General features: G+C 61.7%; 25 protein-coding genes. 5 read left to right on the forward strand and 20 right to left on the reverse strand.

Annotated features, from left to right (window positions below):
- Positions 1-2: 2 nt before the first annotated feature.
- From AACY36_RS24180 to cbiE, 9 genes are all read right to left on the reverse strand, one after another.
- Positions 3-1385 (reverse strand): PepSY-associated TM helix domain-containing protein, encoded by a 1383-nt coding sequence (locus AACY36_RS24180; RefSeq protein WP_339415736.1) that lies wholly within the window; start codon positions 1383-1385, stop codon positions 3-5.
- Positions 1386-1501: 116 nt separating this feature from the next.
- Positions 1502-3571, reverse strand: a complete 2070-nt coding sequence (locus AACY36_RS24185; RefSeq protein ID WP_339415738.1) for a TonB-dependent copper receptor — start codon at positions 3569-3571, stop codon at positions 1502-1504.
- 93 nt (positions 3572-3664) lie between these two features.
- Complete coding sequence (locus tag AACY36_RS24190) at positions 3665-4066, reverse strand: DUF2946 domain-containing protein (protein ID WP_339415739.1); 402 nt, start codon at positions 4064-4066, stop codon at positions 3665-3667.
- An 11-nt stretch (positions 4067-4077) separates the two neighbouring features.
- Entirely contained in the window at positions 4078-4560 is a 483-nt protein-coding gene (locus AACY36_RS24195; protein WP_339415741.1) for a copper chaperone PCu(A)C, read from the reverse strand.
- A 45-nt stretch (positions 4561-4605) separates the two neighbouring features.
- Complete coding sequence (locus AACY36_RS24200; protein WP_339427226.1) at positions 4606-5001, reverse strand: DUF2946 domain-containing protein; 396 nt, start codon at positions 4999-5001, stop codon at positions 4606-4608.
- Positions 5002-5420: 419 nt separating this feature from the next.
- Complete coding sequence (locus AACY36_RS24205) at positions 5421-5744, reverse strand: helix-turn-helix domain-containing transcriptional regulator (RefSeq protein ID WP_049710234.1); 324 nt, start codon at positions 5742-5744, stop codon at positions 5421-5423.
- A gap of 5 nt (positions 5745-5749) precedes the next feature.
- Positions 5750-6082: a type II toxin-antitoxin system RelE/ParE family toxin gene (locus AACY36_RS24210; RefSeq protein WP_339415743.1), complete on the reverse strand. Its 333-nt coding sequence runs from the start codon at positions 6080-6082 to the stop codon at positions 5750-5752.
- A 56-nt stretch (positions 6083-6138) separates the two neighbouring features.
- On the reverse strand, positions 6139-6864 hold the full coding sequence (locus AACY36_RS24215) for a cobalt-precorrin-6A reductase (RefSeq protein WP_339415745.1): 726 nt from the start codon (positions 6862-6864) through the stop codon (positions 6139-6141).
- Positions 6861-8066: a precorrin-6y C5,15-methyltransferase (decarboxylating) subunit CbiE gene (cbiE, locus tag AACY36_RS24220; RefSeq protein ID WP_339415746.1), complete on the reverse strand. Its 1206-nt coding sequence runs from the start codon at positions 8064-8066 to the stop codon at positions 6861-6863. Before cbiE ends, AACY36_RS24215 begins: the two co-directional genes overlap by 4 nt.
- 38 nt (positions 8067-8104) lie before the next feature.
- Here cbiE and cobG point away from each other — a divergent pair, with 38 nt between their 5' ends.
- The 5 genes from cobG to AACY36_RS24245 all read left to right on the forward strand — a co-directional run bounded on the left by cobG (position 8105) and on the right by AACY36_RS24245 (position 13454).
- On the forward strand, positions 8105-9451 hold the full coding sequence (cobG, locus tag AACY36_RS24225; protein WP_339497659.1) for a precorrin-3B synthase: 1347 nt from the start codon (positions 8105-8107) through the stop codon (positions 9449-9451).
- Positions 9444-10070 carry a precorrin-8X methylmutase gene (locus AACY36_RS24230; RefSeq protein ID WP_065874298.1) on the forward strand — a complete coding sequence of 209 codons (627 nt, stop codon included), beginning with the start codon at positions 9444-9446 and terminating at the stop codon, positions 10068-10070. Before cobG ends, AACY36_RS24230 begins: the two co-directional genes overlap by 8 nt.
- Positions 10070-10801: a precorrin-2 C(20)-methyltransferase gene (locus tag AACY36_RS24235; RefSeq protein ID WP_339415749.1), complete on the forward strand. Its 732-nt coding sequence runs from the start codon at positions 10070-10072 to the stop codon at positions 10799-10801. Before AACY36_RS24230 ends, AACY36_RS24235 begins: the two co-directional genes overlap by 1 nt.
- Complete coding sequence (gene cobJ, locus AACY36_RS24240) at positions 10801-12438, forward strand: precorrin-3B C(17)-methyltransferase (RefSeq protein WP_339415751.1); 1638 nt, start codon at positions 10801-10803, stop codon at positions 12436-12438. The genes AACY36_RS24235 and cobJ overlap by 1 nt, the downstream gene beginning before the upstream one ends.
- 236 nt (positions 12439-12674) lie before the next feature.
- Positions 12675-13454, forward strand: coding sequence for a hypothetical protein (locus AACY36_RS24245; protein ID WP_339415753.1), 780 nt, complete (start codon positions 12675-12677; stop codon positions 13452-13454).
- Here the strand turns inward: AACY36_RS24245 and AACY36_RS24250 are convergent.
- From AACY36_RS24250 to aroQ, 11 genes are all read right to left on the reverse strand, one after another.
- A complete protein-coding gene (locus tag AACY36_RS24250; protein WP_003171467.1) occupies positions 13451-14047 on the reverse strand; it encodes a MarC family protein in 597 nt (198 codons plus the stop codon). The genes AACY36_RS24245 and AACY36_RS24250 overlap by 4 nt on opposite strands.
- A gap of 103 nt (positions 14048-14150) precedes the next feature.
- Positions 14151-16922 (reverse strand): hybrid sensor histidine kinase/response regulator, encoded by a 2772-nt coding sequence (locus AACY36_RS24255; protein ID WP_339415754.1) that lies wholly within the window; start codon positions 16920-16922, stop codon positions 14151-14153.
- Positions 16923-17036: 114 nt separating this feature from the next.
- The gene (gene purD / locus AACY36_RS24260; protein WP_339415755.1) at positions 17037-18329 is read right to left on the reverse strand and encodes a phosphoribosylamine--glycine ligase; all 1293 of its coding nucleotides are present in this window, start codon (positions 18327-18329) and stop codon (positions 17037-17039) included.
- A 178-nt stretch (positions 18330-18507) separates the two neighbouring features.
- The gene (gene purH / locus AACY36_RS24265; RefSeq protein WP_339415756.1) at positions 18508-20115 is read right to left on the reverse strand and encodes a bifunctional phosphoribosylaminoimidazolecarboxamide formyltransferase/IMP cyclohydrolase; all 1608 of its coding nucleotides are present in this window, start codon (positions 20113-20115) and stop codon (positions 18508-18510) included.
- Between the two features lie 81 nt (positions 20116-20196).
- Positions 20197-20517, reverse strand: coding sequence for a DNA-binding transcriptional regulator Fis (fis, locus tag AACY36_RS24270; RefSeq protein WP_002555375.1), 321 nt, complete (start codon positions 20515-20517; stop codon positions 20197-20199).
- Positions 20514-21527, reverse strand: a complete 1014-nt coding sequence (gene dusB, locus AACY36_RS24275) for a tRNA dihydrouridine synthase DusB (protein WP_339415757.1) — start codon at positions 21525-21527, stop codon at positions 20514-20516. The genes fis and dusB overlap by 4 nt, the downstream gene beginning before the upstream one ends.
- A gap of 175 nt (positions 21528-21702) precedes the next feature.
- Positions 21703-22953 carry a DUF3426 domain-containing protein gene (locus AACY36_RS24280; protein WP_339415758.1) on the reverse strand — a complete coding sequence of 417 codons (1251 nt, stop codon included), beginning with the start codon at positions 22951-22953 and terminating at the stop codon, positions 21703-21705.
- Positions 22954-22983: 30 nt separating this feature from the next.
- Positions 22984-23862: a 50S ribosomal protein L11 methyltransferase gene (gene prmA / locus AACY36_RS24285; protein ID WP_339415759.1), complete on the reverse strand. Its 879-nt coding sequence runs from the start codon at positions 23860-23862 to the stop codon at positions 22984-22986.
- Between the two features lie 182 nt (positions 23863-24044).
- Positions 24045-25406 carry an acetyl-CoA carboxylase biotin carboxylase subunit gene (gene accC, locus AACY36_RS24290; RefSeq protein ID WP_339415761.1) on the reverse strand — a complete coding sequence of 454 codons (1362 nt, stop codon included), beginning with the start codon at positions 25404-25406 and terminating at the stop codon, positions 24045-24047.
- Positions 25407-25423: 17 nt separating this feature from the next.
- Positions 25424-25885, reverse strand: coding sequence for an acetyl-CoA carboxylase biotin carboxyl carrier protein (gene accB / locus AACY36_RS24295; protein ID WP_012721998.1), 462 nt, complete (start codon positions 25883-25885; stop codon positions 25424-25426).
- Positions 25886-25909: 24 nt separating this feature from the next.
- On the reverse strand, positions 25910-26365 hold the full coding sequence (gene aroQ, locus AACY36_RS24300) for a type II 3-dehydroquinate dehydratase (protein ID WP_012721999.1): 456 nt from the start codon (positions 26363-26365) through the stop codon (positions 25910-25912).
- Positions 26366-26468 lie beyond the last annotated feature (103 nt).

A 26468-nucleotide genomic window follows, 5' to 3' on the forward strand; every position in this document is an offset into this window, starting at 1 on the left:
CTTCATCGTGAACCTGAGACCGGTTGATGCTGGCCAAAAAAGCGTGACAGCACCAGGCGGTCCAGCGCCCACACGACGATCAGCGATGCACCCACCAGCGGAAAAATGATCGCCAGCCCGAGCATGATCACCATCGCGGTTTTCCATTTCGGCAGGTCATGGCGTAACGGCGGAACTCCCAGGCCACCCTGTGGCCGACGCTTCCACCAGATCACCACACCGCTGACGGCGCTGAGCAGGATCATCAGGCAGATCAGCAACACGATGATCTGGTTGATCGGGCCGAACATCTTGCCTTCGTGCAGCATCACGCCGGTTTCGGTGGCGCGGGCGACCAGGTTGTAGTGCGCCCAACGCACATCGGCGAGTACCTTGCCGGTGTACTGGTCCACATGCAGGGTGGCGTCGTTGCGCGGGTCGTTGGCGAACACCGCAAGGGTGAACACGCCCTCGGCGGTGGTAGGGAAGGTGATGCTGTAGCCGGGCTCGACCTTGCGCGCGGTGGCCAGGTCGACCACCTGTTGCAGGCGCAGGGTCGGCGCTGCCGGCGCTGAGTGCATCGCGCCGTGGTTCATGTGCTCGGCGTGGTCGCCGGACATGGGCATCGGGGTGTTTTCCAGGGCCCAGGGCACGGTCTGTTGAGTGGCGGTGTTGAGCACGCGCGCCTGTTGATCGGACTGCGGCACGTCGTTCCACATGGCCGCCGGGAATGTGTTCCACAGGTCAGCGTATTGCTTGCCCCAGAAGCCGGTCCAGGTCATGCCGCTGAGCAGCATCACCAGCAACAGTGACGCGCCCCAGAAGCCGGTGACCGCATGCATGTCGCGCCAGAACACCCGGCCACGACGGCTGAAACGCGGCCACAAAACGCCTGCCGAAGACTTGCCGCGCGGCCACCACAGGTACAGGCCCGATACCACCAGCATCACCCCCCAGCCTGCGACGAGTTCCACCAGACGGTCGCCGACGGTACCGATCATCAGCTCGCCATGCAGCGCACGGGCGATGGCTTGCAGGTTGTATTTCGAGTCCTGCTCACCGAGCACGGTGCCGCGATACGGGTCGACGAAGACCGTTACTTCGCGGCCGCCGTTATGCATCACGAACTGCGCGCTGCTGGTGGCGTTGGCCGGCGGCAGGTATTTGCTGATTGAGCCCTGAGGGTAAGCAGCCTTGGCGCGTTGCAGTTGTTCGTCGGCGCTCAGGGCATGTTCGGCGGCTGGCACGGTGAGCAGGTTGCCGTACATCAGCGGGTCGAGCTGGGGTTTGAACAGGTAGATGATGCCGGTGAGGGCCAGCAGCACCATGAAAGGGGCGACGAAGAGGCCGGCGTAGAAGTGCCAGCGCCAGGCCAGGTTGTAAAAGGAGATTTTTTGAGTGCTCATCAGGTGCTCCGCAAAGGCTTTAAAAGTTTTTGTCAGTTGTGCCGCCTTCGCGAGCAAGCCCGCTCCTACATTTGAAATGCATTCCAACTGTGGGAGCGGGCTTGCTCGCGAGGCTTTTAGAAGCTCATGTCCACCTTGGTCCACAGGGTACGACCAGGCTCCTTGATGGCCTGCGGGTCATTGGCCGGGTAGCCGAACCCGGCGTTGCCGGCCAGGTTCAAGTGCTCGGCGTAGGCCTTGCCAAACAGGTTGTCGACGCCGGTGCTGACCTTGAAGTGCTTGTTGATGCGGTACGTCGCGTTCAACGAGAACACGCCGAAACCGCCGCTCTTGTCGAAGTCCTTACCGACCACGTTGCCCTTGTTCTGGTCGATGCGATTTTGCGCGGCGACCACGCGCCACAAGGCGCCGGCACTCCAGTCATCCTCGCTGTAGGTGAGGCCCAGACGTGCGTCCAGCGGCGGCATTTGCGGCAGCGCCTTGCCGTCGCTGCTGTTCTTGCCCCAGGCGTAGGCGAGGGTGGCGTCGGCTTTCCAGTTGCGTGTCAGCTTGTACGCCGCGCCCAGTTCGCCGCCCATGATGCGGGCGTCGACGTTGCGGGCCTGGGAAGTCGTGCCCATCATCCCTGGCCGGTAGTCGAACAGGATGAAGTCCTGCACCCGGCCGATGTAGCCCGAGGCCCAGGCTTCAAGCGCCTCGGCTTTGTATTGCGCGCCGAAGTCGAGCTGGGTGGTTTTCTCCGGCTTCACACCGTCAAAGGCATTCGCCGAACCAGCCGCGCCGGTGTTGGGGGAAAACAGCTCCCAATAATCCGCAAAACGCTCCGAGTGGCCCAGGCCCGCGTAGAGGGTGGTGGGGCTGTCGGCCAGGTCGTGTTCATAACGCACGAAGCCCGATGGCAAGGTGTCAGCGCGGGTGTCGTCGGCGGTCGGATTGGCGCGAGTGCTCATGCCGGAGCCTGTGGTTTGCCGGAAGTCCTTGGCCGAGGCACGATCCAGGCGTGCGCCAGTGATCAGGCGGTCGCGGTCGGCGGCGTACCACGTGAGTTCGCCGAACACGCCGTAGTTGTGGAAGTTGGCATCCTTGACCTTGGGCAACTCCTTGTAGGTGTCGATGCCCATGCTGCTGCGCTGGCGGTGTTCGTTGGTCTGCGCGTCCAGGCCGCTGATCAGTTGCACATCGGCCCAGCGCCAGGTGGCCTTGATCCGCGCGCCGAGGGTACGCCGGTCGACGTTGGAGGCCATCGGCCCGGCCATCATGCCGGTGCCCGACGGTGTGCGCAGGCTGTAGTTGTCCATCACGTGGTCAGCGTAGTTGTAGTAGACCTGGGCCTCGACCTTATCCAGCACCTCGCCGATGTTGGATTTTTCGAAACGCAGCCCCAGGCTTTCGCGCAGGAACTGCGAGCCGTCCATGCCGCGCCCGGCGTAGCGTGCCTCGCCATCGCCACGGCCGGCGGTGAGTTCGAGCAGCGTGTCGGCGCCGGGGGTGAAACCGACCGCTACATCACCGTTCCACTTGTCATAGCGCGAGGCGACGGTGTCGTTATTGCCGTCCTTGTAGTCATCGGCATGCGCCTGGTTGCCGACCACGCGCACATAGCCCAAAGGCCCGCCGGCAGCGGCATCGATGACCTTGTCGAAGCGTCCGTTGGAGCCGGCCAGCACACTGGCATTGAGGCGCGTGCCCAGCTCGCCGAATGTCTCCGGCTCGCGCTCGAACAACACCGTGCCGGCGGATGCGCCGGGCCCCCAGAGTACGGTTTGCGGGCCTTTGATCACGGTGAGCTTGTCGTAGGTTTCCGGCGAGATGTACGAGGTCGGCGCATCCATGCGGCCGGGGCAGGCGCCGAGCATCATGCTGCCATTGGTGAGGATATTCAGGCGTGAGCCGAACATCCCGCGTAGCACCGGGTCGCCATTGGTGCCGCCGTTGCGCACCAGCGCGAAGCCTGGGATGGTCTTGAGGTAGTCACCGCCGTCACTGGCGGGCACGGGTTGGCGCGGGTCCTTGGGGTTGGTGACCACGGTCAACGGTGAGCTGGGAGCGATTGCGGTGATCACGGTGGGGCTGAGCTCGTGCTCAGCATGCTCATCGGCATACGCCTGTGGAGCCAGGAGTGCGCCGCATAGAACGGCGAACACAGGCGTGCTTCCCAAGCGGGTGTCAGCAGAAAACCTGGACATGACAAATTCCATCAATCAATCGTAAACAACACGGCCAGCAGCCTGCGGCTGTCTGTCTAAAGTCGGCCGGGGTGAAGTAACGGTGTGAAGTGCTTACGAAGCGATGGGCGGCGCGCGGCTGCGGGCGCCGGGGAAGATGCTCTGCCGGGCGTGGCCCAGGCGCGTTGCGGGGACAAGGGCGTTGGCTGGCGGCGGGGTGCCTAGGGTGACGTGGGAAACGCTGCCGGGCAGGGCGGGGCAGCTGAAGAGCAGGTCGCAATAGCCGCACTTTGCCCAGAGTGCGTGGTGTTCGTCAGGGGCCTTTTTGTGATGGGAATCGCCATGGTCGCCTGGCATCTCCATCGACATGCTCATCGACATACCGGCGTGATGATCCATCGGCATCGCTTGGGAAATCAGCGGACCGATAAAGATCATCAGCATGGCGAACAGGCTGATCCAACTGCCGCGCATTACGCGGTGGCGTGGAGACAGCCTGGCGCGAGGGGCGCCCATCTGGAGTCTGCCTATTGGGCGTGTTTATGCGCGTGTGTGGCCATTGGCGGCACTTTCTGTACCGACACTTGCACCTCGACCTTGCCGGCCTTTTCGAAGGTCAGGGTCAGCGGGAATTGCTTGCCGTCGGCCAACAGGCTGCGATCCTTAAGGCCCAGTAGCATCACGTGATACGCCATCGGCGCAAAGGTCAGCTCGCCCTTGGCGGGGACGGCGACGCTGGGCACCTGCTGCATCTTCATCAAGTCGCCCTGCATCACATGCTCATGCAGCTCGGCCTTGTCGGCCACCGGCGTCTCGACGCTGAGCAGACGGTCCGGGGTCACTCCGGTGTTATGAATCACGAAATACGCCGCGACAGTCGGCGCGTTGGGCGGCAACTCCTGGGACCAGGGGTCGCTGACCAGCAAGTCGCCGGCCTTGTAGTCATCGGCATTGGCAGCACTGAACACCGGCAGCAACAACGCGGCCAGAAGCAGGGAAGATTTAAGCATGGCAGTTCTCCAGAACGGTTCTAAACGCAGTTCACTTGCGAAGGATCAGACCGTTGGAGACGCGCGCGGGTTGAGACTCGGCCATTGCTGGCGCGGGGTAGGGTTTTGCAGCTGGGGCGGCGGCAGGCTTTGCACCGCCTCGAACCGCGTGACATACAACTGCGGCATATGCCCCGGCAACGCCACCAACGGCGCCGAGCCCGAGCAACACCAGCAATGCTGCATGGCGGAGTGATCGTCCTGTTGCGGCGCCGGAATTTCCAGCTTGCCCAGGGCAATGGTCTTCAGGCTGGCACCATTGGAGGAGCAGAAACTGCCCCACATCAAGCGTTTGATCGGATCGTCTGATTGCTGCATCGCGCTGGCCATCGGCATGGCAAAGGCGTTGAACAGCGCTGCCAGGCAGGCGATCCAAGCGATTGCAAAGCGTTGACGGGCCATGGCGGATAATCCGTAGGGTTAAACGATCAGGGGGATATTTAGCCTGATCGGTGGGGATAAGTAAAAAGTGTGGGTGTGGTTTGGTGTCGCAGTGACTGGTTACAGGATAGACGGGAACCACGGATTGCCAATTTTTGCAGATTAGGCGCGATGCTCAAGGCGCTGCGCAAACCTGTGGGAGCTTGCTTACCTGTGATGGCATCGGGATCTGCGCATTTTTTAATGGCTTAAGAGCAATTTGTAGTGAGCGGGCTTGTCCCGCGCTGGGGACTGCGAAGCGGCCCTAAAACCTGGCATCGCGTGTTACCTGAAAAAACGCGGTGGCCTTATTGGGGCCGCTTCGCAGCCCAGCGCGGGACAAGCCCGCTCACTACATTGTGTCGACAGCGTCGACACAATGGGTGACGTAGAGTCGCAAATTATGCAGTGGGAACTCCGTGGACCTGCATATCAACACCCAGTGCTTTTCTAATCACCGCAAAAATTGCCGCGAGGTTATCCATGCTTGGATTGCCACTGGCCGACAGCATTCGGTGCAGGCTTTTACTCGGTTTGGCCGTTTCTTTCGCAAGGCCTTCAAAGCCTACTGTGGCGTTGACCAGATCACGCAGAATGACACGTGAAACTTCCGGCTCACCATTGAGAAACAACGTAGCAGCCTCATCAAGGAGAGCCTGGGCAAATTCAGGGTCGCGCTGAGCACGTTCGGCGATGGTGTGTTTGTAGCTGCGGGTGAGCGCCATGTCGGTTACCTCTGTTGTTTCAATTTCTTGTCACGCTGATGTTCATTGATCAGCGACTTCACGACTTTGATATCGCGTTTTTGACTGGACTTGTCGCCACCACCGAAAAGGATGATTAATCGGTGGGCTTCTTGTATCAGATAGATTCGCAGGCCTGGTCCCCAGTCGATGCGGTATTCGCCCAACCCATCGAACCACTTGATGTTGCTGGTGTTGCCCATTTCAAGTCGAACCAAAGCGGTGGAAACTCTGGTGGCTGCCGGCACACTCAAGGATGAAAACCACTCATTGAACGGGCTGGACTGGTTATCGCGTCGGTATTCTTCAATCTCAATCATTAGCCGTCCTGAAGGTAACAAATAGGTTACTGATCAAGCAAGCGAGCGATCCTGACTTACCGAATGAAATTTGCCAACGCGGTGAGTGTTTCATCAGGCGACAAGAATTCCCGATCTACTTGAGCCAGCACGGGCCGCTTCAACACCAGTACCGGTACTCCGCGCTCCCGTGCCACTTCCAGCTTCGGCTCGGTCGCGGTGCTGCCGCTGTTCTTGCTGATCAGCACATCAATCTGCCGTCGCTCAAACAACGCCCGTTCGTCTTCGATCAAAAACGGCCCACGCGCCCCGATCACTTCACACCGCTCATTCCCCGGATACACCTCCAGCGCGCGCAGCGTCCAGAACTGGTCCTGCGGGATTTCATCGAGGTGTTGCAGCGGTTCGCGACCCAAGGTGAAAAGGGGGCGCTTGAAGGGCTTCAACGCTTCGATCAATTGAGCCCAATCACTGACCTCACGCCAATCATCCCCCGCCTGCGGCCGCCACGCCGGTCGGCGCAGGGCCCAACACGGTACACCGCACACCTTTGCAGCCTCGGCGGCATTGCGGCTGATCTGCGCGGCATACGGATGGGTCGCATCGAGCATCAGGCTAATCCCCTCATCCCGAACAAACTGCGCCAAACCCTCAGCGCCACCGTAACCGCCGACCCGCACTTGGCAGGTCAGGTCAGTAGGCACGCGGCCAACGCCGGCCAAACTGTAGATATGTTCCGGGCCCAAGGTCCGTGCAATGGCCAGCGCTTCAGTCACGCCGCCCAGCAGCAGGATGCGTTTCATCGCGGCTTGACCACTTCCAGCAAGGTGATCGGCAACGCCTGGCGCCACGTATCGAATTCCCCCAGCGGCTGAGCCTGAGCGACATGGATGCGCGTCAGTTCGCCGCCATGCTGGACGCGCCAGTTCATCAAGGTCATTTCACTTTGCAGGGTCACTGCGTTGGCGACCAACCGGCCGCCAGGACGCAGGTGTTGCCAGCAGGTGTCGAGCACGCCTTCGCGAGTAACGCCGCCGCCGATGAAGATGGCGTCCGGTGCTTCCAGGTCGAGCAACGCATCGGGGGCCTTGCCGCGAATCAGTTGCAGGCCGGGCACGCCAAGGGCGTCGCGGTTGTGTTCGATCAGGCCTTGGCGACCCTCGTCGGCTTCAATCGCCAGCGCACGGCAACTCGGGTGTGCACGCATCCATTCAATCCCGATGGAGCCGCTGCCCGCGCCCACATCCCACAGTAATTCGCCGGGCATCGGCGCAAGGCGGGCGAGGGTCATGGCGCGGACATCGCGTTTGGTCAGTTGGCCGTCGTGTTTGAACGCCGAATCCGGCAGGCCGGCGAGGCGCGACAGGCGGTGTGTGTCGTCAGACACCAGGCAGTCGATGGCGACGAGATTCAAATCGGCGACCGAGGTGTGCTCCCACGACTGCGCCAGCCCGTCGATACGCCGCTCATTCGCGCCGCCCAGGTGTTCAAACACAGACAAACGGCTAGGGCCGAATCCGGACTCACTCAGCAACGACGCAATCAACGCAGGGCTACGCCCGTCATTGCTCAACACCAACACGCGCACACCACTGGCCAGATGCGCCTTCAACGCCGCCAACGGCCGCGCCACCACGGATAGCGTCACCACCTCCTGCAACGGCCAACCCAACCGCGCCGCCGCCAACGATACCGACGAAGGCGCTGGCAAAATCAGCAGCTCATCCGCCGTCACCTGTCGCGCCAAACTCGCCCCCACGCCGTAAAACATCGGGTCGCCACTGGCCAGCACACAGACAGGCTCGCCTCGCCGCGCCAGCACAGGCTCCAGCGAAAACGGACTCGGCCACATTTCGCGCTCGCCACGAATGCACACCGGCAACAGGTCCAACTGGCGTTGACCCCCTATAATCCGCGAGGCGCGCAACAGGGCATGCCGGGCATTCCTGCCCAGCCCTTTGAAGCCGTCTTCACCGATGCCTACAACCGTCAGCCAGGGCGACATATGAATTCCTTGAACGACATCCGACGGGCAGGCTTTTCATGCCGCCGGACAAAGCAGGCATAATACCGCGCCTTTACCCGCGAACCGGTAGCCCCGTGAACCAGACGCCCGCTGTGAATACCTTGCGCCCCTCGGCTTGTCCGGGGTTGCTGCGTATTGTCCAGGCGCTGGACGGCGGCATTTGCCGGATCAAATTGGCTGGCGGATCAATCACCGCCGCGCAAGCCCACGCGGTCGCCGACGCGGCCCAGGCCTATGCGGGTGGGGTGATCGAGGCGACCAACCGCGCCAACCTGCAGATTCGCGGGATCGGCGCCGAGCAGGACGCGTTGATTGCCATGCTGCTGTCCGCCGATCTCGGCCCGAGCAACGCCGCCGGCGACGATGTGCGCAACCTGATGCTCAGCCCCAGCGCCGGTATCGACCCGCAGATGCTGTTCGACACCCGCCCGCTGGCCGATCAGATCCTCGCCACCCTGCAAAACCACCCACGTTTCCATGAGCTGTCGGCCAAGTTCGCTGTGCAGTTGGATGGCGCAGAGGCCCTGGCGATGCTCGAACATCACCATGACCTGTGGCTTTCGGCGTTTGTACGCGAGGGTGAGACGCTGCTCGCGTTCGGCCTGGCCGGTTGCCCGGGGCTGGATGCGCCGCTGGCGGCAGTGCCTCTGACGCAAGGCCACGCGCTGGTGGTGGCCGTGCTGGAAGTATTTTTAGACCTTGCTACCCCAGAGCAGACCCGAATGCGCCATCTGCCTGTGGATACTTTGCTGAGCCGTCTAACTCTGCCGCTGCTGCCAGTCGACAGCTTCCATCGCCCGCCCAGCGGCGCTTTGCTGCACCTCGGCACTTATCCACAAGATCAAAAAAATCAGTTCTACGTCGCCGCCATCGCACCTCTGGGTCGCCTGGACTCGACGATGCTCAACGGCGCCGCGCAACTCGCCAGCGAGTACGGCGACGGCACCTTGCGCTTCACCCCCTGGCAGGGCGTGCTACTGCCCTCCGTCGAAAAACCTCACACCGTGACCGAACGCCTGGCGCAGTTGGGCTTTCTCTGCTCCATCGACCAACCCCTGGCGCGCATGAAAGCCTGCACCGGTTCCAGGGGGTGCGGCAAAGCCCTGGCCGACACCAAGGCTGATGCGGTGCAACTCGCCGCGCTGAAACCCGATCACGACGTGCACCTGTCCGGCTGCCCACGTTCCTGCGCCGCTGCGCACGTCGCGCCGGTGACTTTGCTGGCCGTGAGCCCCGGCCACTACGACCTCTATTTCCGCGAAGCAGCCCATCCCGGTTTCGGCCGGCTGCACGCGCGCAACCTTTCCATTGAAGCGACGGGCGCCTTGCTGCGCGCTCGCCCACGGAGCAACACCGATGATTGATTACATCCGCGACGGTCAGGAGATCTATCGCAACTCCTTCGCCATTATTCGCGCGGAAGCCAAGTTGGACCGCATCCCGGCCGACCTGGAAAAACTCGCGGTGCGCGTGATTCATGCCTGCGGCATGGTCGATGCCATCGACGGCCTGCAGTTCTCCGAAGGCGCAGGCAAGGCCGGGCGCGATGCGTTGGCCGCTGGCGCGCCGATTCTGTGTGATGCGCGGATGGTGTCCGAAGGCGTGACCCGCACGCGCCTGCCGGCCAATAACCAAGTGATCTGCACCCTGCGCGACGACAGCGTGCCGGAGCTGGCACGGGCGTTGGGCAACACCCGTTCCGCTGCCGCCCTGGAACTCTGGCGCCCGCACCTTGAAGGCAGCGTGGTGGTGATCGGCAACGCGCCGACCGCGTTGTTCTACCTGCTGGAAATGCTCGATGCCGGCGCACCGAAACCGGCGTTGATCCTCGGCTTCCCGGTAGGTTTTGTGGGCGCCGCTGAATCCAAGGCGATGCTGGCCGCCGACAGCCGCGGCGTGCCATTTGTGATCATGCAGGGCCGCCTGGGCGGCAGTGCGATGGCCGCCGCAGCGGTGAATGCCCTGGCCACGGAGGTCGAATAATGCAGGCACGCGGACGTTTGATCGGCTTGGGCGTTGGCCCCGGTGATCCCGAACTGATCACCCTCAAGGCGCTGCGCCTGCTGCGCGAATCGCCTGTCGTGGCGTACTTCGTGGCCAAGGGCAAGAAGGGCAACGCCTTCGGCATCATCGAAGATCACCTGGTGCCGCAGCAGACCCTGATGCCGCTGGTGTACCCGGTGACCACCGAAGCGCTGCCGGCGCCGATGTCCTACGAGCAAGTGATCAGCGATTTCTACGACGCCGCCAGTGCCGACGTCGCCGCGCATTTGGACGCTGGCCGCGATGTGGCGGTGATCTGCGAAGGCGACCCGTTCTTCTACGGCTCCTACATGTACCTGCACGACCGTCTCGCCGAACGCTACGAAGCGCAAGTCATCCCAGGGGTGTGCTCGATGCTAGGTGGCGCCTCGGTGCTGGGGGCGCCGTTGGTGTATCGCAACCAGAGCCTGTCGGTGTTGTCAGGCGTGTTGCCACATGACGACCTCAAGCGTCGCCTGGCGGATGCCGACGCGGCGGTGATCATGAAGCTGGGCCGTAACTTCCCCAAAGTGCGTCAGGTGCTCGCAGAGCTCGGCCTGGCCGGGCGTGCGCTGTATGTGGAGCGCGCGACCATGGCGAACCAGAAAATCGTGCCGTTGGACCAGGTGGAGCCGATGTCGTCGCCGTACTTTTCGCTGATCATCGTGCCTGGCGAACGGTGGCAAGGTTGATGCGCCCGGCGATTGTCATCCTGGGGCAGGGCAGCCTGGCCACAGCGCGCCAGATCCAGCAGGTTTACCCTGGCGCAGTGATCCACGGCTTGGCCGCACGTGTTGAAGGGGCTGACCAGGCCTATAGCGAGTTCGGCGCGACCCTGCGCCAGCTCTATCAACAAGGCACGCCGCTGATTGCCCTGTGCGCCGCCGGCATCGTCATTCGCACCCTGGCGCCATTACTGCTGGAAAAAGGCGAAGAACCCGCCGTGCTGGCCGTGGCCGAAGACGGCAGTGCTGTAGTGCCGTTGCTCGGTGGCCTTGGCGGGGTGAATGTCATGGCCCGCGAAATCGCCGCTGCCTTGAACGTTGCCGCTGCAATCACCACCAGTGGTGAGTTGCGTTTCGGCACCTGCCTGCTCAATCCGCCCGCGGGGTATGAACTGGCGGATCTGGAGCTGGGTAAGCGTTTTGTCTCGGACCTGCTGGCCGGCGAAAGCGTGCGCATCGAAGGCGCGGCGCCGTGGCTGGCGCAGGCCAACTTGCCGCAGGATCAACAGGCGCGCCTGGCGATTCTTGTGGGCAGCGCCGAGCGCACGCCGGCGGCCAATGAGTTGCTGATCTATCCGAAGAATGTATGTGTGACCTGCAAACCAGGCGCTCAGTTGGGTGAGCGTGTGCGCAGGGCATTGCATGAGGCGGGTATCGCCGTGCAATCCCTGGCCTGCTTGCTGGCCAGTGATACGCAGATGGCCGAAGCATCGTTGCATGAAGCGGCTCTGGAACTCGGCGTACCGCTGCGGTTTGCCAGCGTTACCCAGAACGCCGATATCCTCATCAACGTTGCCGAGCAACCGCTGGACTTGGCGCAAATCGGTCGCCCCCGTGGCCGACTGGCCGTGATCGGCCTGGGCCCTGGGGCTGCCGAATTGATGGTGCCGGCGGTGAAAGCCGAACTGGCGCGTTGCACTGACGTGCTTGGCTACGAAACCTACGTGCGCATGGCCGGGCCGTTCCGCGACGATCAGGTGCAGCACTGCACCGACAACCGCGAAGAAATGCAGCGTGCGCGCCACGCCTTCGAGCTGGCCGCGCAGGGCCGTTCGGTGGTGGTGGTGTCGTCCGGCGACCCTGGCGTATTTGCCATGGCCGCCGCGGTTATCGAGGCCTTGCACGAGTCCAGCGACCCGGCCTGGCATCAGGTCGACCTGGAAATCCTGCCCGGTGTCTCGGCCTCCCTGGCCACCGCCGCCCAGGCCGGTGCGCCGTTGGGCCATGACTTCTGCGTGATGTCGTTGTCGGACAACCTAAAACCCTGGTCGATCATCGAAAAGCGCCTGGACCTGGCGTCCCAGGCCGATCTCGCCCTGGCGTTCTACAATCCGATTTCCCGTTCGCGGCCGTGGCAACTGGGGCGTGCCCTGGAAATCGTCGCGCTGCATCGCACGCCGCACACGCCGGTGGTGCTGGGCCGCGATATTGGCCGTCCGGGGCAGACTTTGCGTGTCACCACGTTGGGGCAACTGACGCCGGACCAAGTGGACATGCGCACCATGGTGCTGATCGGCTCGTCCACCACCTGCACATTCCCCCGTGCCGGTGGCGGTGAATGGGTATACACACCGCGCTGGTACGGCGAGAAACCTGCCTGCTGAAAACGGCCCGCAGGTTGCCGGAAAGCTCCGAATGATCCAGGGATTTTCCTGGCGTTGTTCGGGGCTTTTTCTTTTTTTTGCGACGACGTCTGGAAACTCACCCGTTACGCCGCGCGATTGCTGGACGCGGTGGTTTGACGAGGTGCGTCAAGGGATGTTTGTCGTCTGGCAAGCCCGTCGGTGGGTGGACTAGGGTGGACATAAGCCCCGAATTGGGGTGCTTGTGGAGAATCAAAATGGAGCGACATCACAGAAGGATCAACAGTACAAAAAGGCGCAAATTGATTGCTGCCTACAAACTGCCGGGAGCGCCAGGAACGCTGAAGGCATTGCCGCTGGACACTAGGGACGATTTCAACGCGGCGGTGGTCAACAACAGCGTGATTTCGTTTGCCGATGGCCTGTCGGGCCTGAACCGGGAATACATTCGCAAGAGCTATCTGCTGGCCAGCAGCTACGTCAGCGATGTGTTGAAAATCCAGCGCGGTACCGAGGTCTGGTACGAGGAATTTATCAAGGTGATGGTCGGTTTGGGCTGGCTGCCGGTGCGCAGCCGTTTCGAGCGGGTCTCACGTTCGGGCAAGGGGCTGACCGTGCAGTTGGCGGTGTTGAATATCATCGGCGCCATGCTGGCGTCGACGTCATTGTCGGCAGCGTTGCTCGCGGCTTTGCCTAAATTGGCCGCCGATGCATTGGAGGCATTGAAGCAGACGCCTGCGAATTTCGAGCTGTTCAAACGCAACAGCGCGGTACACCAGGGCGGTGATTTCGGCCTGGCGTCCTGTGCCGAAACAGAGGGTGAATTGATGATGGTGCTGGTGACCTACAGCACCCACAGCGTGAGTAAACAGGTAGGGCTGCCATTCCTGGAGTGGGACAGTTCTTCGTTCGAGGCCTTCAGCGGGCAGACGTGCCTGGTGCTGAATACCTCGGTGGTCAACGAAAAGACTCTCCAATTGATGCGCGAGAGCGCGGGTGACAAGGTGCAACTGGCGATCGCCAAGTACCGGATCTAGGGCACCAGGTAGCCGCGCACCCCGGTAAAGATGATTTGCGCGGCCAAGGCGCACACAAACAACCCCATCAACCGACTGACAATCTGCAAGCCCTGGTCACCGAGGATGCGTTCGATACGGTTGGACAGGTACAGCACCACGCCGACCGTGAGGCTGGCCAGGGCGATGCTGAGGATGGCGGTGAGCTTGTCATCCCAGTGCGGCTGGCTCACACCCATCACCAACAGTGCGCCAATGGTGCCGGGGCCGACGGTGAGGGGAATGGTCAGCGGTACGATGGTCACGTCCTGCTGCACGTTGTCGGTCTGCACAGCCGATTTGCCTTGGGCCATGCCCAGGGCCGAGATAAACAGCACACTGCCGGCGCCGATGCGGAAGGCGTCGACGGTGATGCCGAACACGCTGAAAATCACCCGGCCGAACAGGTAGAGCAACACGCTCGAGACCAGGGTCGCCAGCGCCACTTTCCAGGCCAGGCGCCGCCGCTCTTTGCTGGAGTACCCGCGAGTGAGGCTGATAAAGCAGGACAGCACGAAGAAAGGGCTGTAAAGCACCAGCATTTTCAGGTAGACGCTGAATAACACGTGGAGCATGTGAGTGGCTCGCGGGCGGAAAAAGTGTTGAGAGTCTATCAGGCGACAGAGACCAAATGTGGGAGTGAGCAAGCCCGCTCCTACATGGGTACTGCATTACACGTCAGGAGGGTGCGTGCTCTGGACGCTGCTGACGCTGCGCCACCCAAAACTCCACCAACTCACGCAACTGCGACAACTCCACCGGCTTGGCCATGTGCCCGTCCATACCAGCCTGGCGTGCGCGCTCTTTATGTTCCGAAAGGATATGCGCCGTCAGCGCCACCACGGGTGTGCGAATGCGCTGGTGGCTGACTTCCCACGCACGCAGTTGCTGAGTCGCCGAGAAGCCATCGAGGATTGGCATTTCGCAGTCCATCAACACTAGGTCATAACGCTGGGCTTTCATCGCCTCCAGCGCTTCCTCGCCGTTGCTGGCGGTGTCCGGGTTGAGGTTGAGCTTGCCGAGCATGCCACGGATCACTTTAGTGGAAATGCTGTTGTCTTCGGCCACCAGGATGCGGAAATCGCTGGGTACGGTGACGGCGGCTGGTGCGCTGAGCACCGCGCGCGGTTGCACGTTGCCCTTGCTGCGCTGGGTCAGTTCATCCGCCAAGGTCGTCTTGAGTGTGTAACCGGCGACTGGCTTGGCGAGGATACGTTTGATCCCGCAATTGCGCGCGATGATCTTGCTTGGCGCATTGCTGATGCCGGTGAGCATGATCAGCAGGATGTCGTGGTTCAGGCTTGGGTCTTCCTTGATCTTTGCCGCCAGTTGCATGCCGGTCATGCCGGGCATGTTCTGGTCCAGCAGCACCACGTCGAAGTAGTCACGCAGGTGCGCCTTGGTGCGCAGTAACGCCAGGGCTTCCTTGCCCGATGGCACGGCGCTGACGTTAAGGCCCCAGGCCGAGCATTGCTGCACCAGCACTTTGCGGCAGGTGTCGTTGTCGTCCACCACCAGCACCCGCGCGCCTTTGAGCGGGCCGTCTAGGTCGGAGGTCGGGTGTTCCAGGCGTTCCGGGTCCAGCGGCAAGGTCAGCCACAGGGTGCTGCCCTGATGGCTGCCGCTCTTGATGCCGAACTCGCCGTTCATCAGCAGGATCAACTGACGGGCGATAACCAGGCCCAAGTGGCCGTTCAAGCGGGTGGCCGAGAAGAAATTCTTGCTGTGCAGTTCGCTGTGCAGAAGGGCGTCGCGCTCGGCCGCTTCCATCGGCAGGCCGCTGTCCTGGACGGCAATGCGCAGGCGTGGCGTGGTGCTGCGGTCGTCCAGGGCAACCACGATCAGCACTTCGCCTTCGTCGGTTTTTTTCAGGGCATTTTCCAGCAGGCTCAACATGGCCTGACGCAGGCGCGTCGGGTCGCCGCTGATCACGCGGGGCACCTGGGGCTGGATAAAGCTGATCAGTTCGACGTTCTGCTGTTCGGCCTTGGCGCGGAAGATGCTCAGGCAATCTTCGATCAGCGCGTTGAGGTCGAACTGCACGTCGTCCAGTTCGATCTGGCCGGACTCCAGCTTGGAGATGTCGAGGATTTCGTTGATCAGGGTAAGCAGTTCATTGCCCGCGCTGTGGATGGTTTGCACGTAGTCGCGCTGTTTCACCGACAGCGGCGTGCCCAGCAGCAGCTCGGTCATGCCTAGCACGCCGTTCATGGGTGTACGGATTTCGTGGCTGATCTTGGCCAGGAACTCGGCCTTGGCGGCGATCTCGGCATTGCTCGCTGCCAGGTCGCGACTGAGGCTGAAACGTGCCTCGACAATCGCGCGCTGGCGTTCGCCTAACGCCAGGCTCATCAACAAGCCGCTGAGGCAGATGAACGCCAGCAGCGTGACTATCAGGCCCTGGGGCGAAATCATCGTCAGGCCAAGCAGCGCCGGCAGGATGATCAGCGTACCGATGTTGAATACCACCATTGCCGCCACGAACAAGCGTGCCGGGCGGTAGCCTTTCTGCCAGTGATAGGCCGAGATAAACAGCATGCTCAAGCCAGCCAGGGCCACCAGCGCGTACGTGATGATGTTCAGCGGCAGGGTGTTGACGAACAACAGCAGCAGGCCGCACAGCACGATGATCAGGATATCGGCCATCAACAGCTTGTTCAGTGGATGTGGGCCCAGAGGCATGAAGAAACGGTAGGCGAACATCAGCCCGCAGGGCGCGGTCAGTAGCAACGCCAGGTAGGCGCCCGGTGTCTGGATTGCATGCCAGTTCGGCAGCCATGGGCCCAACAGGTTCAGCAATAGCGCCAGGCTGAGCATCAACAGCGCTTCGCAGGCCGCCAGCCACAGGCTGCTGCGCGATCGGTGGTAGGCGAAGCGCGTGAGGTTGTGCAGGATCAGCATCAGCAGGCAGCCGAACAATAGCCCGTAGATCAGCGTCTGGGTCTGGTCGGCGGCGGCGAGCACAGCCGGTTCCAGGGTGATATACGGGCGCAGTTCGTGCTCCGAGACCAGGCGCAGGTAAACCTCTAACGGTTTCTGGCTCTGGGGCATCGGCAGCATGAAGTCGCTGCTGGGCAACGGCCGCTCAGTCTGGGGCTGGCGCGTGCCGGTGCTCTGTTGTTCCACCAGGGTATCGCCGTCCAGTACATAGAGGTTCAGGTGGGACAAATCCGGGGCAAATACCCGCAGCACTTGCTCGTGCTTGCCGGGTTGCAACTTAAAACGTATCCACAGCGCGCCGTTCGGTTGCGCGGCGCTAATGCGGTCCAGTTCGATGGGGCTGAATTGATTGGTGTAGCGTGGGGAGCGGATGTCGCTGAGCTGCAGGTCGGCCTGTTCATCAAGCAATACTGCCCAGCCACTGCCTTGCGCGGCGGCCTGGGCCGGGAACAGGCAGAGCAGCGTCAGCAGGCTGACAGTAAAACCTATGGCGATCCTGAGCCAGCGCACGGCGAAATCCCTTCGTAGGTTGAGGCACGGCGTAACTATGCGCGGGGAGGCCTGTATACGGCAAGGGCCTGAGGCCCTTGCCTAGCCGAACGGATAGCTACTGACGTCGGCTGCTTAGCTGTTTTCGCCACGTTCGCGGGCGATGGCGCGGTAGCCGATGTCCTTGCGGTAGAAGCAGCCTTTCCAATCGATTTTCGCGGCCAGCTTATACGCTTGCTGCTGCGCGGCGTCGACACTGGCGCCCATGGCGGTGGCGCACAACACACGGCCACCGGCGGTCACGACCTGGCCATCCTTCAGCGCGGTGCCCGCATGGAACACCTTGCCTTCCAGCGTAGCTGCAGCGTCGAGGCCTTCGATGACGTCGCCCTTGGCGTAGTCGGCAGGGTAACCACCGGCCGCCAGCACAATGCCAACGCTCGGACGTGGGTCCCATTGCGCTTCAACCTTGTCCAGGGCCTGGGCCAGGGCGGCTTCCACCAACAGCACCAGGCTCGATTGCAGGCGCAGCATCACCGGTTGGGTTTCCGGGTCGCCAAAGCGGCAGTTGAACTCGATGACTTTCGGGTTGCCGGCTTTGTCGATCATCAAACCGGCGTACAGGAAGCCGGTGTAGACATTGCCCTCATCGGCCATGCCACGCACGGTTGGCCAGATCACCAGGTCCATCACGCGCTTGTGCACGTCGGCGGTGACGACCGGGGCAGGGGAGTAGGCACCCATGCCGCCGGTGTTCGGGCCGCTGTCGCCGTCGCCGACGCGTTTATGGTCCTGGCTGGTGGCCATCGGCAATACGTTCTTGCCGTCTACCATCACGATAAAGCTGGCTTCTTCGCCGTCGAGGAACTCCTCGATCACCACGCGGGAACCTGCGTCACCGAAAGCGTTGCCGGCGAGCATATCGCGCACGGCGTCTTCGGCTTCTTGCAGGGTCATGGCGACGATCACGCCTTTACCAGCGGCCAGGCCATCGGCCTTGATCACGATTGGCGCACCTTTTTCACGCAGGTAAGCCAGGGCCGGCTCGATCTCGGTGAAGTTCTGGTAGTCGGCGGTCGGGATCTTGTGGCGCGCCAGGAAATCCTTGGTGAACGCCTTGGAGCCTTCCAGCTGGGCAGCGCCGGCGGTTGGGCCGAAGCAGTCCAGGCCACGGCTGCGGAACAGGTCCACCACGCCGGCAACCAATGGGACTTCCGGACCGACGATGGTCAGGGACACATTCTTTTCAGCAAAGTCGGCCAGTTGCTCAAGGGCGAGCACGTCGATAGCAACGTTCTCGCACTTGGCTTCAATGGCGGTGCCGGCGTTGCCGGGTGCAACGAACACTTTCTGGACGCGCGGGTCCTGGGCAACTTTCCAGGCCAGGGCGTGTTCACGGCCACCGCTGCCAATGATAAGGACGTTCAAGTCAGACTCCTTCGGAGGAAGTTACAAGCTGCAAGCTACAAGTTAAGAGCAATCTGCATTGCTCTGAAGTGCAGCATGCGACTTTGAATTTTAGAGGCTGCAAGCAAGATCAAAAGCGGCAAAGTCCTGCTTTTACTTGTCGCTTGCAGCTTGAAACTTGCCGCTCCACGCTAGTGGATTAGTGACGGAAATGGCGCATGCCGGTGAAGACCATGGCGATGCCGGCTTCGTCAGCGGCAGCGATGACTTCAGCATCACGCATCGAACCACCCGGCTGGATGACGGCGGTAACGCCGGCTTTTGCGGCATTGTCCAGGCCATCACGGAACGGGAAGAACGCATCGGAAGCCATTACCGAACCCACGACCTGCAAACCGGCGTGTTCAGCCTTGATCGCGGCGATACGCGCCGAGTTCACGCGGCTCATCTGGCCGGCGCCGACGCCGATGGTCTGGCGGTTCTTGGCGTAGACGATGGCGTTGGATTTAACGTACTTGGCCACTTTCCAGGCGAAGATCAGGTCGTTGATCTCTTGCTCGGTCGGTGCGCGCTTGGTCACCACTTTCAGGTCTTCGCTGCCGATCATGCCGATGTCGCGGCTCTGGACCAGCAGACCCCCGTTGACGCGCTTGTAGTCCCAGGCAGCGGCGCGGTCAGCCGACCACTCGCCGCAGGCCAGCAGGCGCACATTGGCCTTGGCGGCGACGATGGCGCGGGCTTCTTCGCTGACGCTTGGCGCGATGATCACTTCGACGAACTGACGCTCGACGATCGCCTTGGCGGTCTCGGCATCCAGTTCACGGTTGAAGGCGATGATGCCGCCGAAGGCCGATTCGGTGTCGGTGGCGTAGGCCAGTTCGTAGGCCTGGCGAATGCCGCCTTCAGCGTCCGGGCTCACGGCCACGCCGCACGGGTTGGCGTGCTTGACGATCACGCAGGCCGGTTTGACGAAGCTTTTCACGCATTCCAGCGCGGCGTCGGTGTCGGCCACGTTGTTGTAGGACAGCTCTTTACCTTGCAGTTGGGTCGCGGTGGCGATGCCGACTTCGGCCGGTTTTGCCTCAACGTAGAACGCCGCGCTCTGGTGCGGGTTCTCGCCGTAGCGCATTTCCTGGGCCTTGATGAACTGGCTGTTGAAGGTGCGCGGGAACTGGCTGCGGCCTTCGGTCGAGAGTGTTTCAGCGGCCTGGTTCACGGTGCCCATGTAGTTGGCGATCATGCCGTCGTAGGCGGCGGTGTGTTCGAACGCCTTGAGCATCAGGTCGAAACGCTGGGCGTAGGTCAGGCCACCGGCTTTCAGGCTTTCTAGCACCTGGGCGTAGTCGCTGGCGTTAACCACGATGGCCACGTCTTTGTGGTTCTTGGCCGCCGAGCGCACCATGGTTGGGCCGCCGATATCGATGTTTTCGATAGCGGTCGGCAGGTCGCAGCCTGGCTTGTTGATGGTGGCTTCGAACGGGTAGAGGTTAACGGCCACCAGGTCGATCGGCTTGATGCCGTGCTCGGTCATGATTGAGTCGTCGATACCGCGACGGCCGAGAATGCCGCCGTGGATTTTCGGGTGCAGGGTCTTGACCCGACCGTCCATCATTTCTGCGAAACCGGTGTAGTCCGCCACTTCCACTGCGGCCACGCCGTTGTCCTGCAGCAGTTTGAAGGTCCCGCCCGTGGAGAGGATTTCCACACCCAGGGCTTCCAGCTCCCGGGCAAATTCGAGGATCCCGGTCTTGTCGGAAACACTGATCAAGGCGCGGCGGATCGGCAGGCGGGTAGTCTGGTCGGTCATTTCAATTTCCATCAAAAGCAAAGGAGTCAGCAAAAAAGGCGACCGGTTTTACGCGGGCGCCTTTCTGTTTGGATTGAATGCTTACAGCAAATCGTATTGTTTGAGCTTTTTGCGCAAGGTGCCACGGTTGAGGCCCAGCAACTCACTGGCTTTGGTCTGGTTGCCCTTGACGTAGTTCATCACGCTTTCGAGCAAGGGCGCCTCGACTTCGGAGAGCACCAGGTTGTACACGTCCGTGACGGAAGCGCCCTCAAGGTGGGCGAAATAATTGTGCAGCGCCTTCTCGACACTCCCGCGAAGGGTTTGGCCTTCTTCGCTCGGCGTGTTGAGGTGCTGTTTCAAATTGACGTTGTCGCTCACGGGTGTTGTTCCACTCACTAAAGTCTCGGTCATCATCGTCATGCGGCCACCCCCTTTGCATCCCCTGTTTCCAGGCTGTTGTCACGTTCGGCGAAGAACTCACGAACGGTGGCGACCTGTGCCTGCGTTTCATCCAAACGATTGAACTGGGCGCGAAACTCCTTGGCGCCCGGCAAGGTTGCGAGATACCAGCCGACATGCTTGCGAGCAATGCGCACGCCCATCACGTCTCCGTAGAAGACGTGCAGGGCATTCAAATGCTCTAGCAGAATACGTTCCACCTCGACCAACCCTGGCGCCGGTAACACTTCGCCGGTACGCAGGAAATGCTCGATCTCACGAAAAATCCACGGACGCCCCTGGGCGGCCCGGCCAATCAACAAACCATCGGCGCCGGTTGCGTGCAGTACGCGCCGGGCTTTCTCGGCTGAGTCGATGTCGCCATTGGCAAACACCGGCATCGACACCGCCTGCTTGATCGCAGCAATGGTGTCGTACTCGGCTTCACCGGTGTAAAGGTCGGCGCGGGTGCGGCCATGCACCGCCAGCGCTGTAATTCCTGCCTGTTCGGCGATCTTCGCCACCGTCAGGCCGTTCTTGTTATCCCGGTCCCAACCGGTACGAATCTTCAGGGTGACCGGCACATCCACTGCGGCGACAACGGCCTGCAGGATCTCGGCAACCAACTGCTCATCTTTCAATAGCGCGGAACCGGCGGCCTTGTTGCAGACCTTCTTGGCCGGGCAGCCCATGTTGATATCGATGATCTGCGCCCCCAACTCCACGTTGGCCCGGGCCGCATCCGCGAGCATCTGTGCATCTCCCCCGGCGATCTGTACCGAGCGTGGCTCGGGATCACCTTCGTGGATCATGCGCATCCGCGATTTGCGGGTGTTCCACAAGCTCATGTCGCTGGTGACCATTTCCGAGACTACTAGACCCGCGCCCAAACGTTTGCACAGCTGACGAAAGGGCTGGTCAGTGACGCCCGCCATTGGGGCGAGAATCAAGCCGTTCTGCAATGTGTATGGGCCGATGCGTACCGCCGACATAGGACTTCCCTGTTGTGGGGCCGGATCATTAGAGTTCGAAAAAGGGTTGGCATGATACCCGCTCTCGATGACTGGATAAAGGCTGAATTGGATAAAATCTGAACAGTTATTTTCTTATCGCCACCGGTTTGGTTGCCGATGGTCCAGCCATTCAATCCAAGATGCGGGCCTTGATTTACTCGGGCGAGTGAAAGCTCAGGCTGTAATTCACGGCTTTATTGCCCGGATCGAGGATGTCCAGGGAGATATGAATCGGGACCTGCGATGGCATTTCGCTAACGCCGGCCAATTCGCCGCTGAGGTATTCGGCGGGTTTGAAGCGACGACTGGCAATCAGGCCGCCGTTCAAGTCGGCAAAACGCAGCTCCAGCAGCGGGAAGGGCTGGGAGAACATCGCGCGGTTGTAGATGATCGCGTCCACTACCAGCGCCCCGGCGAAGTCCGGATGGCTGCGCACCACCAGGTTGCTGCTCTTGATATGGGCAATATCGACCCGCGACGGCACGGTGCAGCCCAGTGTAGGGCACAGTTCCTGGAACCAGGGGCGATAGGCGTCCTGGCGGGCCAGATCGTCGAATTGGTAGGCGATGTACTGGCCTGCGAGACTGGCGGCAGCGATCAGTACCAGCAACAGCCAGATCAGGCGACGGCCCAGGCTGGCCGGACGCTTTTGCGCGTAGAGGTGCAGCGGGTCGTCTTCGAGATCCAGCAGTTGGTCGTCGTGCACACTCGTTTCGGCGCGCGGGCGCTTGCGCCGGGGTTTGGGGCGTTCTTCGGGTTCAACGTCATCGGCCGACTGGGTCAATGGCGTGAACGGCGGATCGGTATCGTCATTTTCTGGCGTTGAACGCAGTGGCGGTTCATCGTCGATATCGTCGGTGTGGAGCGACATGGACGGTTCGGTGCGCAGCTTGGTCGCAGGTGCGTTCGTCGGCTCGGCTTTGGCTTCAGTGCTTTGGCCGCGCTCTTCAGGCGGTTCGCTGAACAGGCTGGCGGCCCATTTTTCTTCTTCGGTTTTAACCGTGTCGCGGCTGGCGCTGAAGGATTCTTCTTTTTGGTGACGCTCGGCGCCGGGCTGGCGACGTTCTGCACCCGCCGGCAGCGTGTGCTGAATCTCGCGACGTTCCAGCTTGGCCAGTTCTTCGTCCAGGTCAAGGTTGTCCAGGTCGAGCTCTTCGGCGGCCCACTGCTTCTGGCTGATTGCCCGCGGTGCCTCAAGTGTGATGTCTGGAACAGGCTCGGCAGCAGGCAGATCAGGCTGCGGCGCCGGCACTGGGCCGCGCTGCTCCAGCAACTGGCGAGCCGCATTGAACACTTGCAGGCACGAGCCGCAGCGCACCACGCCGCGGGCCACGCTCAATTGGGCGTGGTTGACGCGAAAACGCGCTTGGCAATGCGGGCACTGGGTGACGAAACTGTCGGTCATGCGGCCATCCGATTCAGGCAAGCGCTCATTCTAGCGCCGACGACCACTGATGCGTACCCAGCCATCACGGTTAGCGATGGGGTCCAGTTCGAAATCCCGCGCGTAGGCAGCGGCGACGTCTTCGCCTTGCTCAGCGAGGATGCCCGACAGCGCCAGGCGGCCGCCCGGCTTGACCAGGCTGGACAGCTGCGGCGCCAGGGACACCAGCGGCCCGGCGAGAATGTTCGCCACGAGCACATCGGCCTGCACCTGGGGCAATTGCTCTGGCAGGTAGAGCGGGAATTTGCTTTCAGCAATGTTGTTGCGTCCGGCGTTATCGCGGGAGGCTTCCAGGGCCTGTACGTCGATATCGGTGCCCACAGCTTCCTTTGCGCCGAGCAGCAGGGCGGCAATCGCCAGGATGCCCGAGCCGCAGCCGAAGTCCAGCACGTGGCTGTCGGTCAGGTCCTGGCCGTCCAGCCATTCCAGGCACAGTGCGGTGGTCGGGTGGGTGCCGGTACCGAACGCCAGGCCCGGGTCCAGCAGCAGGTTGACGGCATCCGGCTCAGGCGCGGCGTGCCAGCTTGGCACGATCCACAGGCGCTGGCCGAAACGCATCGGCTGGAAGTTGTCCATCCAGCTGCGTTCCCAGTCCTGGTCTTCGATCACTTCGCTGTGATGCTCCGGCAATGGGCCGCCGGTGAGCAATTCCATGTGGGCCAGCACGGCGGCAGCGTCGGTGCCGTCTTCGAACAGGGCCAGCAAATGGGTGTGGGACCACAGCGGGGTGGTGTTGAGTTCGGGTTCGAAGATCGGTTGGTCTTCGGCGTCCATGAAGGTGACCGAGACAGCGCCCACTTCGAGGAAAGCGTCTTCATAGGTTTCGGCTTGTTCTGGGCTGATGGCGAGACGGACTTGCAGCCAAGGCATGGCGGGCACCTTTGAGAAAATGAGTGTGCAGCGGGGTGGGGCTGCGAAAGGGCGCAAGTTTACGCGAGCGGCGGGCAGAAGACGACACCACTGACTGCACTGCGTTCAAATGTGGGTCCACAAAATCCAGGTGATCCAGAAACAACAAAACCGCCCGAAGGCGGCTTTGTTGGGTGGAGCACTTACTGGTTGGCCAGCTTGTGTTCCAGGTAGTGAATGTTCACACCACCCTCGCAGAAGCCTTCATCGCGAACCAGGTCCCGGTGCAGCGGGATGTTGGTCTTGATGCCGTCGACCACGATTTCGTCCAGGGCGTTACGCATACGGGCCATAGCCTCGTCGCGGGTAGCGCCCCAGGTGATCAGCTTGCCGATCAGCGAGTCGTAGTTGGACGGAACCTTGTAGCCGCTGTACAGGTGCGAATCGACGCGAACGCCGTTGCCGCCTGGCGCATGGAAATGCTTGACCAGGCCTGGACTTGGCATAAAGGTTTTCGGGTCTTCGGCGTTGATCCGGCACTCCAGGGAGTGGCCGTGGATCTTCACGTCGTCCTGTGTGAAAGACAGCACGTTGCCAGCGGCGATGCTGAGCATCTCCTTGACGATGTCGATACCGGTGACCATCTCCGAAACCGGGTGCTCTACCTGCACACGAGTGTTCATCTCGATGAAGTAGAAACGACCGTTCTCGTAGAGGAACTCGAAGGTACCGGCGCCACGGTAGTTGATGTCGATGCACGCCTTGACGCAGCGAGCCAGCACTTCCGCGCGCGCTTTCTCGTCCAGACCCGGTGCCGGCGCTTCTTCCAGCACCTTCTGGTGACGACGTTGCAGGGAGCAATCGCGGTCGCCCAGGTGGATGGCGTGGCCCTGGCCGTCGGACAGTACCTGCACTTCCACGTGACGTGGGTTGGTCAGGTACTTTTCCAGGTAGACCATTGGGTTGCCGAACCAGGCGCCCGCTTCGGAGCGCGTCTGCTTGGCGGCCTCGATCAGGTCTTCTTCCTTGTGCACCACGCGCATGCCGCGACCACCACCGCCACCGGCGGCCTTGATGATTACCGGGTAACCGACTTCGCGACCAATGCGCAGAGCGGTTTCCTCGTCTTCAGGCAGCGGGCCGTCGGAGCCAGGAACGGTGGGCACGCCGGCCGCGATCATGGCGTCCTTGGCTGAGACCTTGTCACCCATCAGGCGAATGGTGTCGGCTTTCGGGCCGATGAAGGCGAAGCCGGATTTTTCCACTTGTTCGGCGAAATCGGCGTTTTCCGCGAGGAAGCCGTAACCCGGGTGGATGCCATCAGCGCCGGTCACTTCAGCGGCCGCGATGATGTTCGAGACTTTCAGGTACGAGTTCGTGGCCAGTGGCGGGCCGATGCAGATGCTTTCGTCCGCCAGTTTCACGTGCATCAATTCGGTATCGGCCGTCGAGTAAACAGCGACGGTCTTGATGCCCTCTTCCTTACAGGCGCGCAGGATACGCAGCGCGATCTCGCCGCGGTTAGCGATCAGGACTTTTTGCAGTTTCTTCGCAGGTTTCAACATCGAAGGCGCTCCGCGGTTCAAACGATGGTGAACAGCGGCTGGTCGTACTCAACCGGCTGACCGTTTTCTACCAGGATGGATTCGATGACGCCGGCTTTCTCAGCGGTGATGTGGTTCATCATCTTCATCGCTTCAACGATGCAGATGGTGTCGCCCACTTTCACCGTCTTGCCGACTTCAACGAAGGCTGGCGAAGTGGGTGCCGGGGTGCGGTAGAAAGTACCGACCATTGGCGACTTGACCACGAAACCGTTCAGCGCAGGCGCTGCGGGTGCTGCAGGTGCGGCGGCAGCAGGTGCGGCGGCCGGAGCAGCAGCGGCCGGAGCCGGCGCTTGCATCTGTGGCGCGTAGAACTGTTGGGCTGGCGTCTTGCTGTGACGGCTGATCCGTACGGACTCTTCGCCTTCCTTGATTTCCAGCTCGTCGATACCGGATTCTTCCAGCAGCTCGATCAGTTTCTTAACTTTACGGATATCCATGAATCATCAACTCCCAAGGGTCGGTCAGGGGCGCTTGGCCGGTTGTTCAAGCTGTTCCAGGGCGGCCTCCAGGGCCAGTCGGTAACCGCTGGCGCCAAGGCCGCAGATCACTCCTACCGCTACGTCGGAGAAGTAAGAGTGATGGCGGAAAGGTTCACGTTTGTGCACGTTCGACAAATGCACTTCGATGAATGGGATGCTCACCGCCAGCAGCGCGTCACGTAATGCAACGCTTGTGTGCGTAAAAGCGGCGGGATTGATCAGGATAAAGTCCACGCCTTCGCCGCGCGCGGCATGGATGCGATCAATCAATTCGTACTCGGCATTGCTTTGCAGGTAGAGCAGATGGTGGCCGGCTTCACGCGCCCTGCGCTCAAGATCGAGGTTGATCTGATCCAGGGTAACTGCCCCGTAGACGCCCGGTTCACGGGTGCCGAGCAGGTTCAGGTTGGGTCCGTGAAGAACCAGTAAGGTCGCCATCGGCTGTTCCTTGTTATTGATGTGAGTACGGCAGAACCCGGCGACTATGCCGCAAAGCCTTTGTGACTGTCCAGTTCTATGCAGTAGGCAGCACGATTAGCGA

Source organism: Pseudomonas sp. EA_15y_Pfl1_P101 (genome assembly GCF_963970835.1).
Taxonomy (GTDB): domain Bacteria; phylum Pseudomonadota; class Gammaproteobacteria; order Pseudomonadales; family Pseudomonadaceae; genus Aquipseudomonas; species Aquipseudomonas tritici.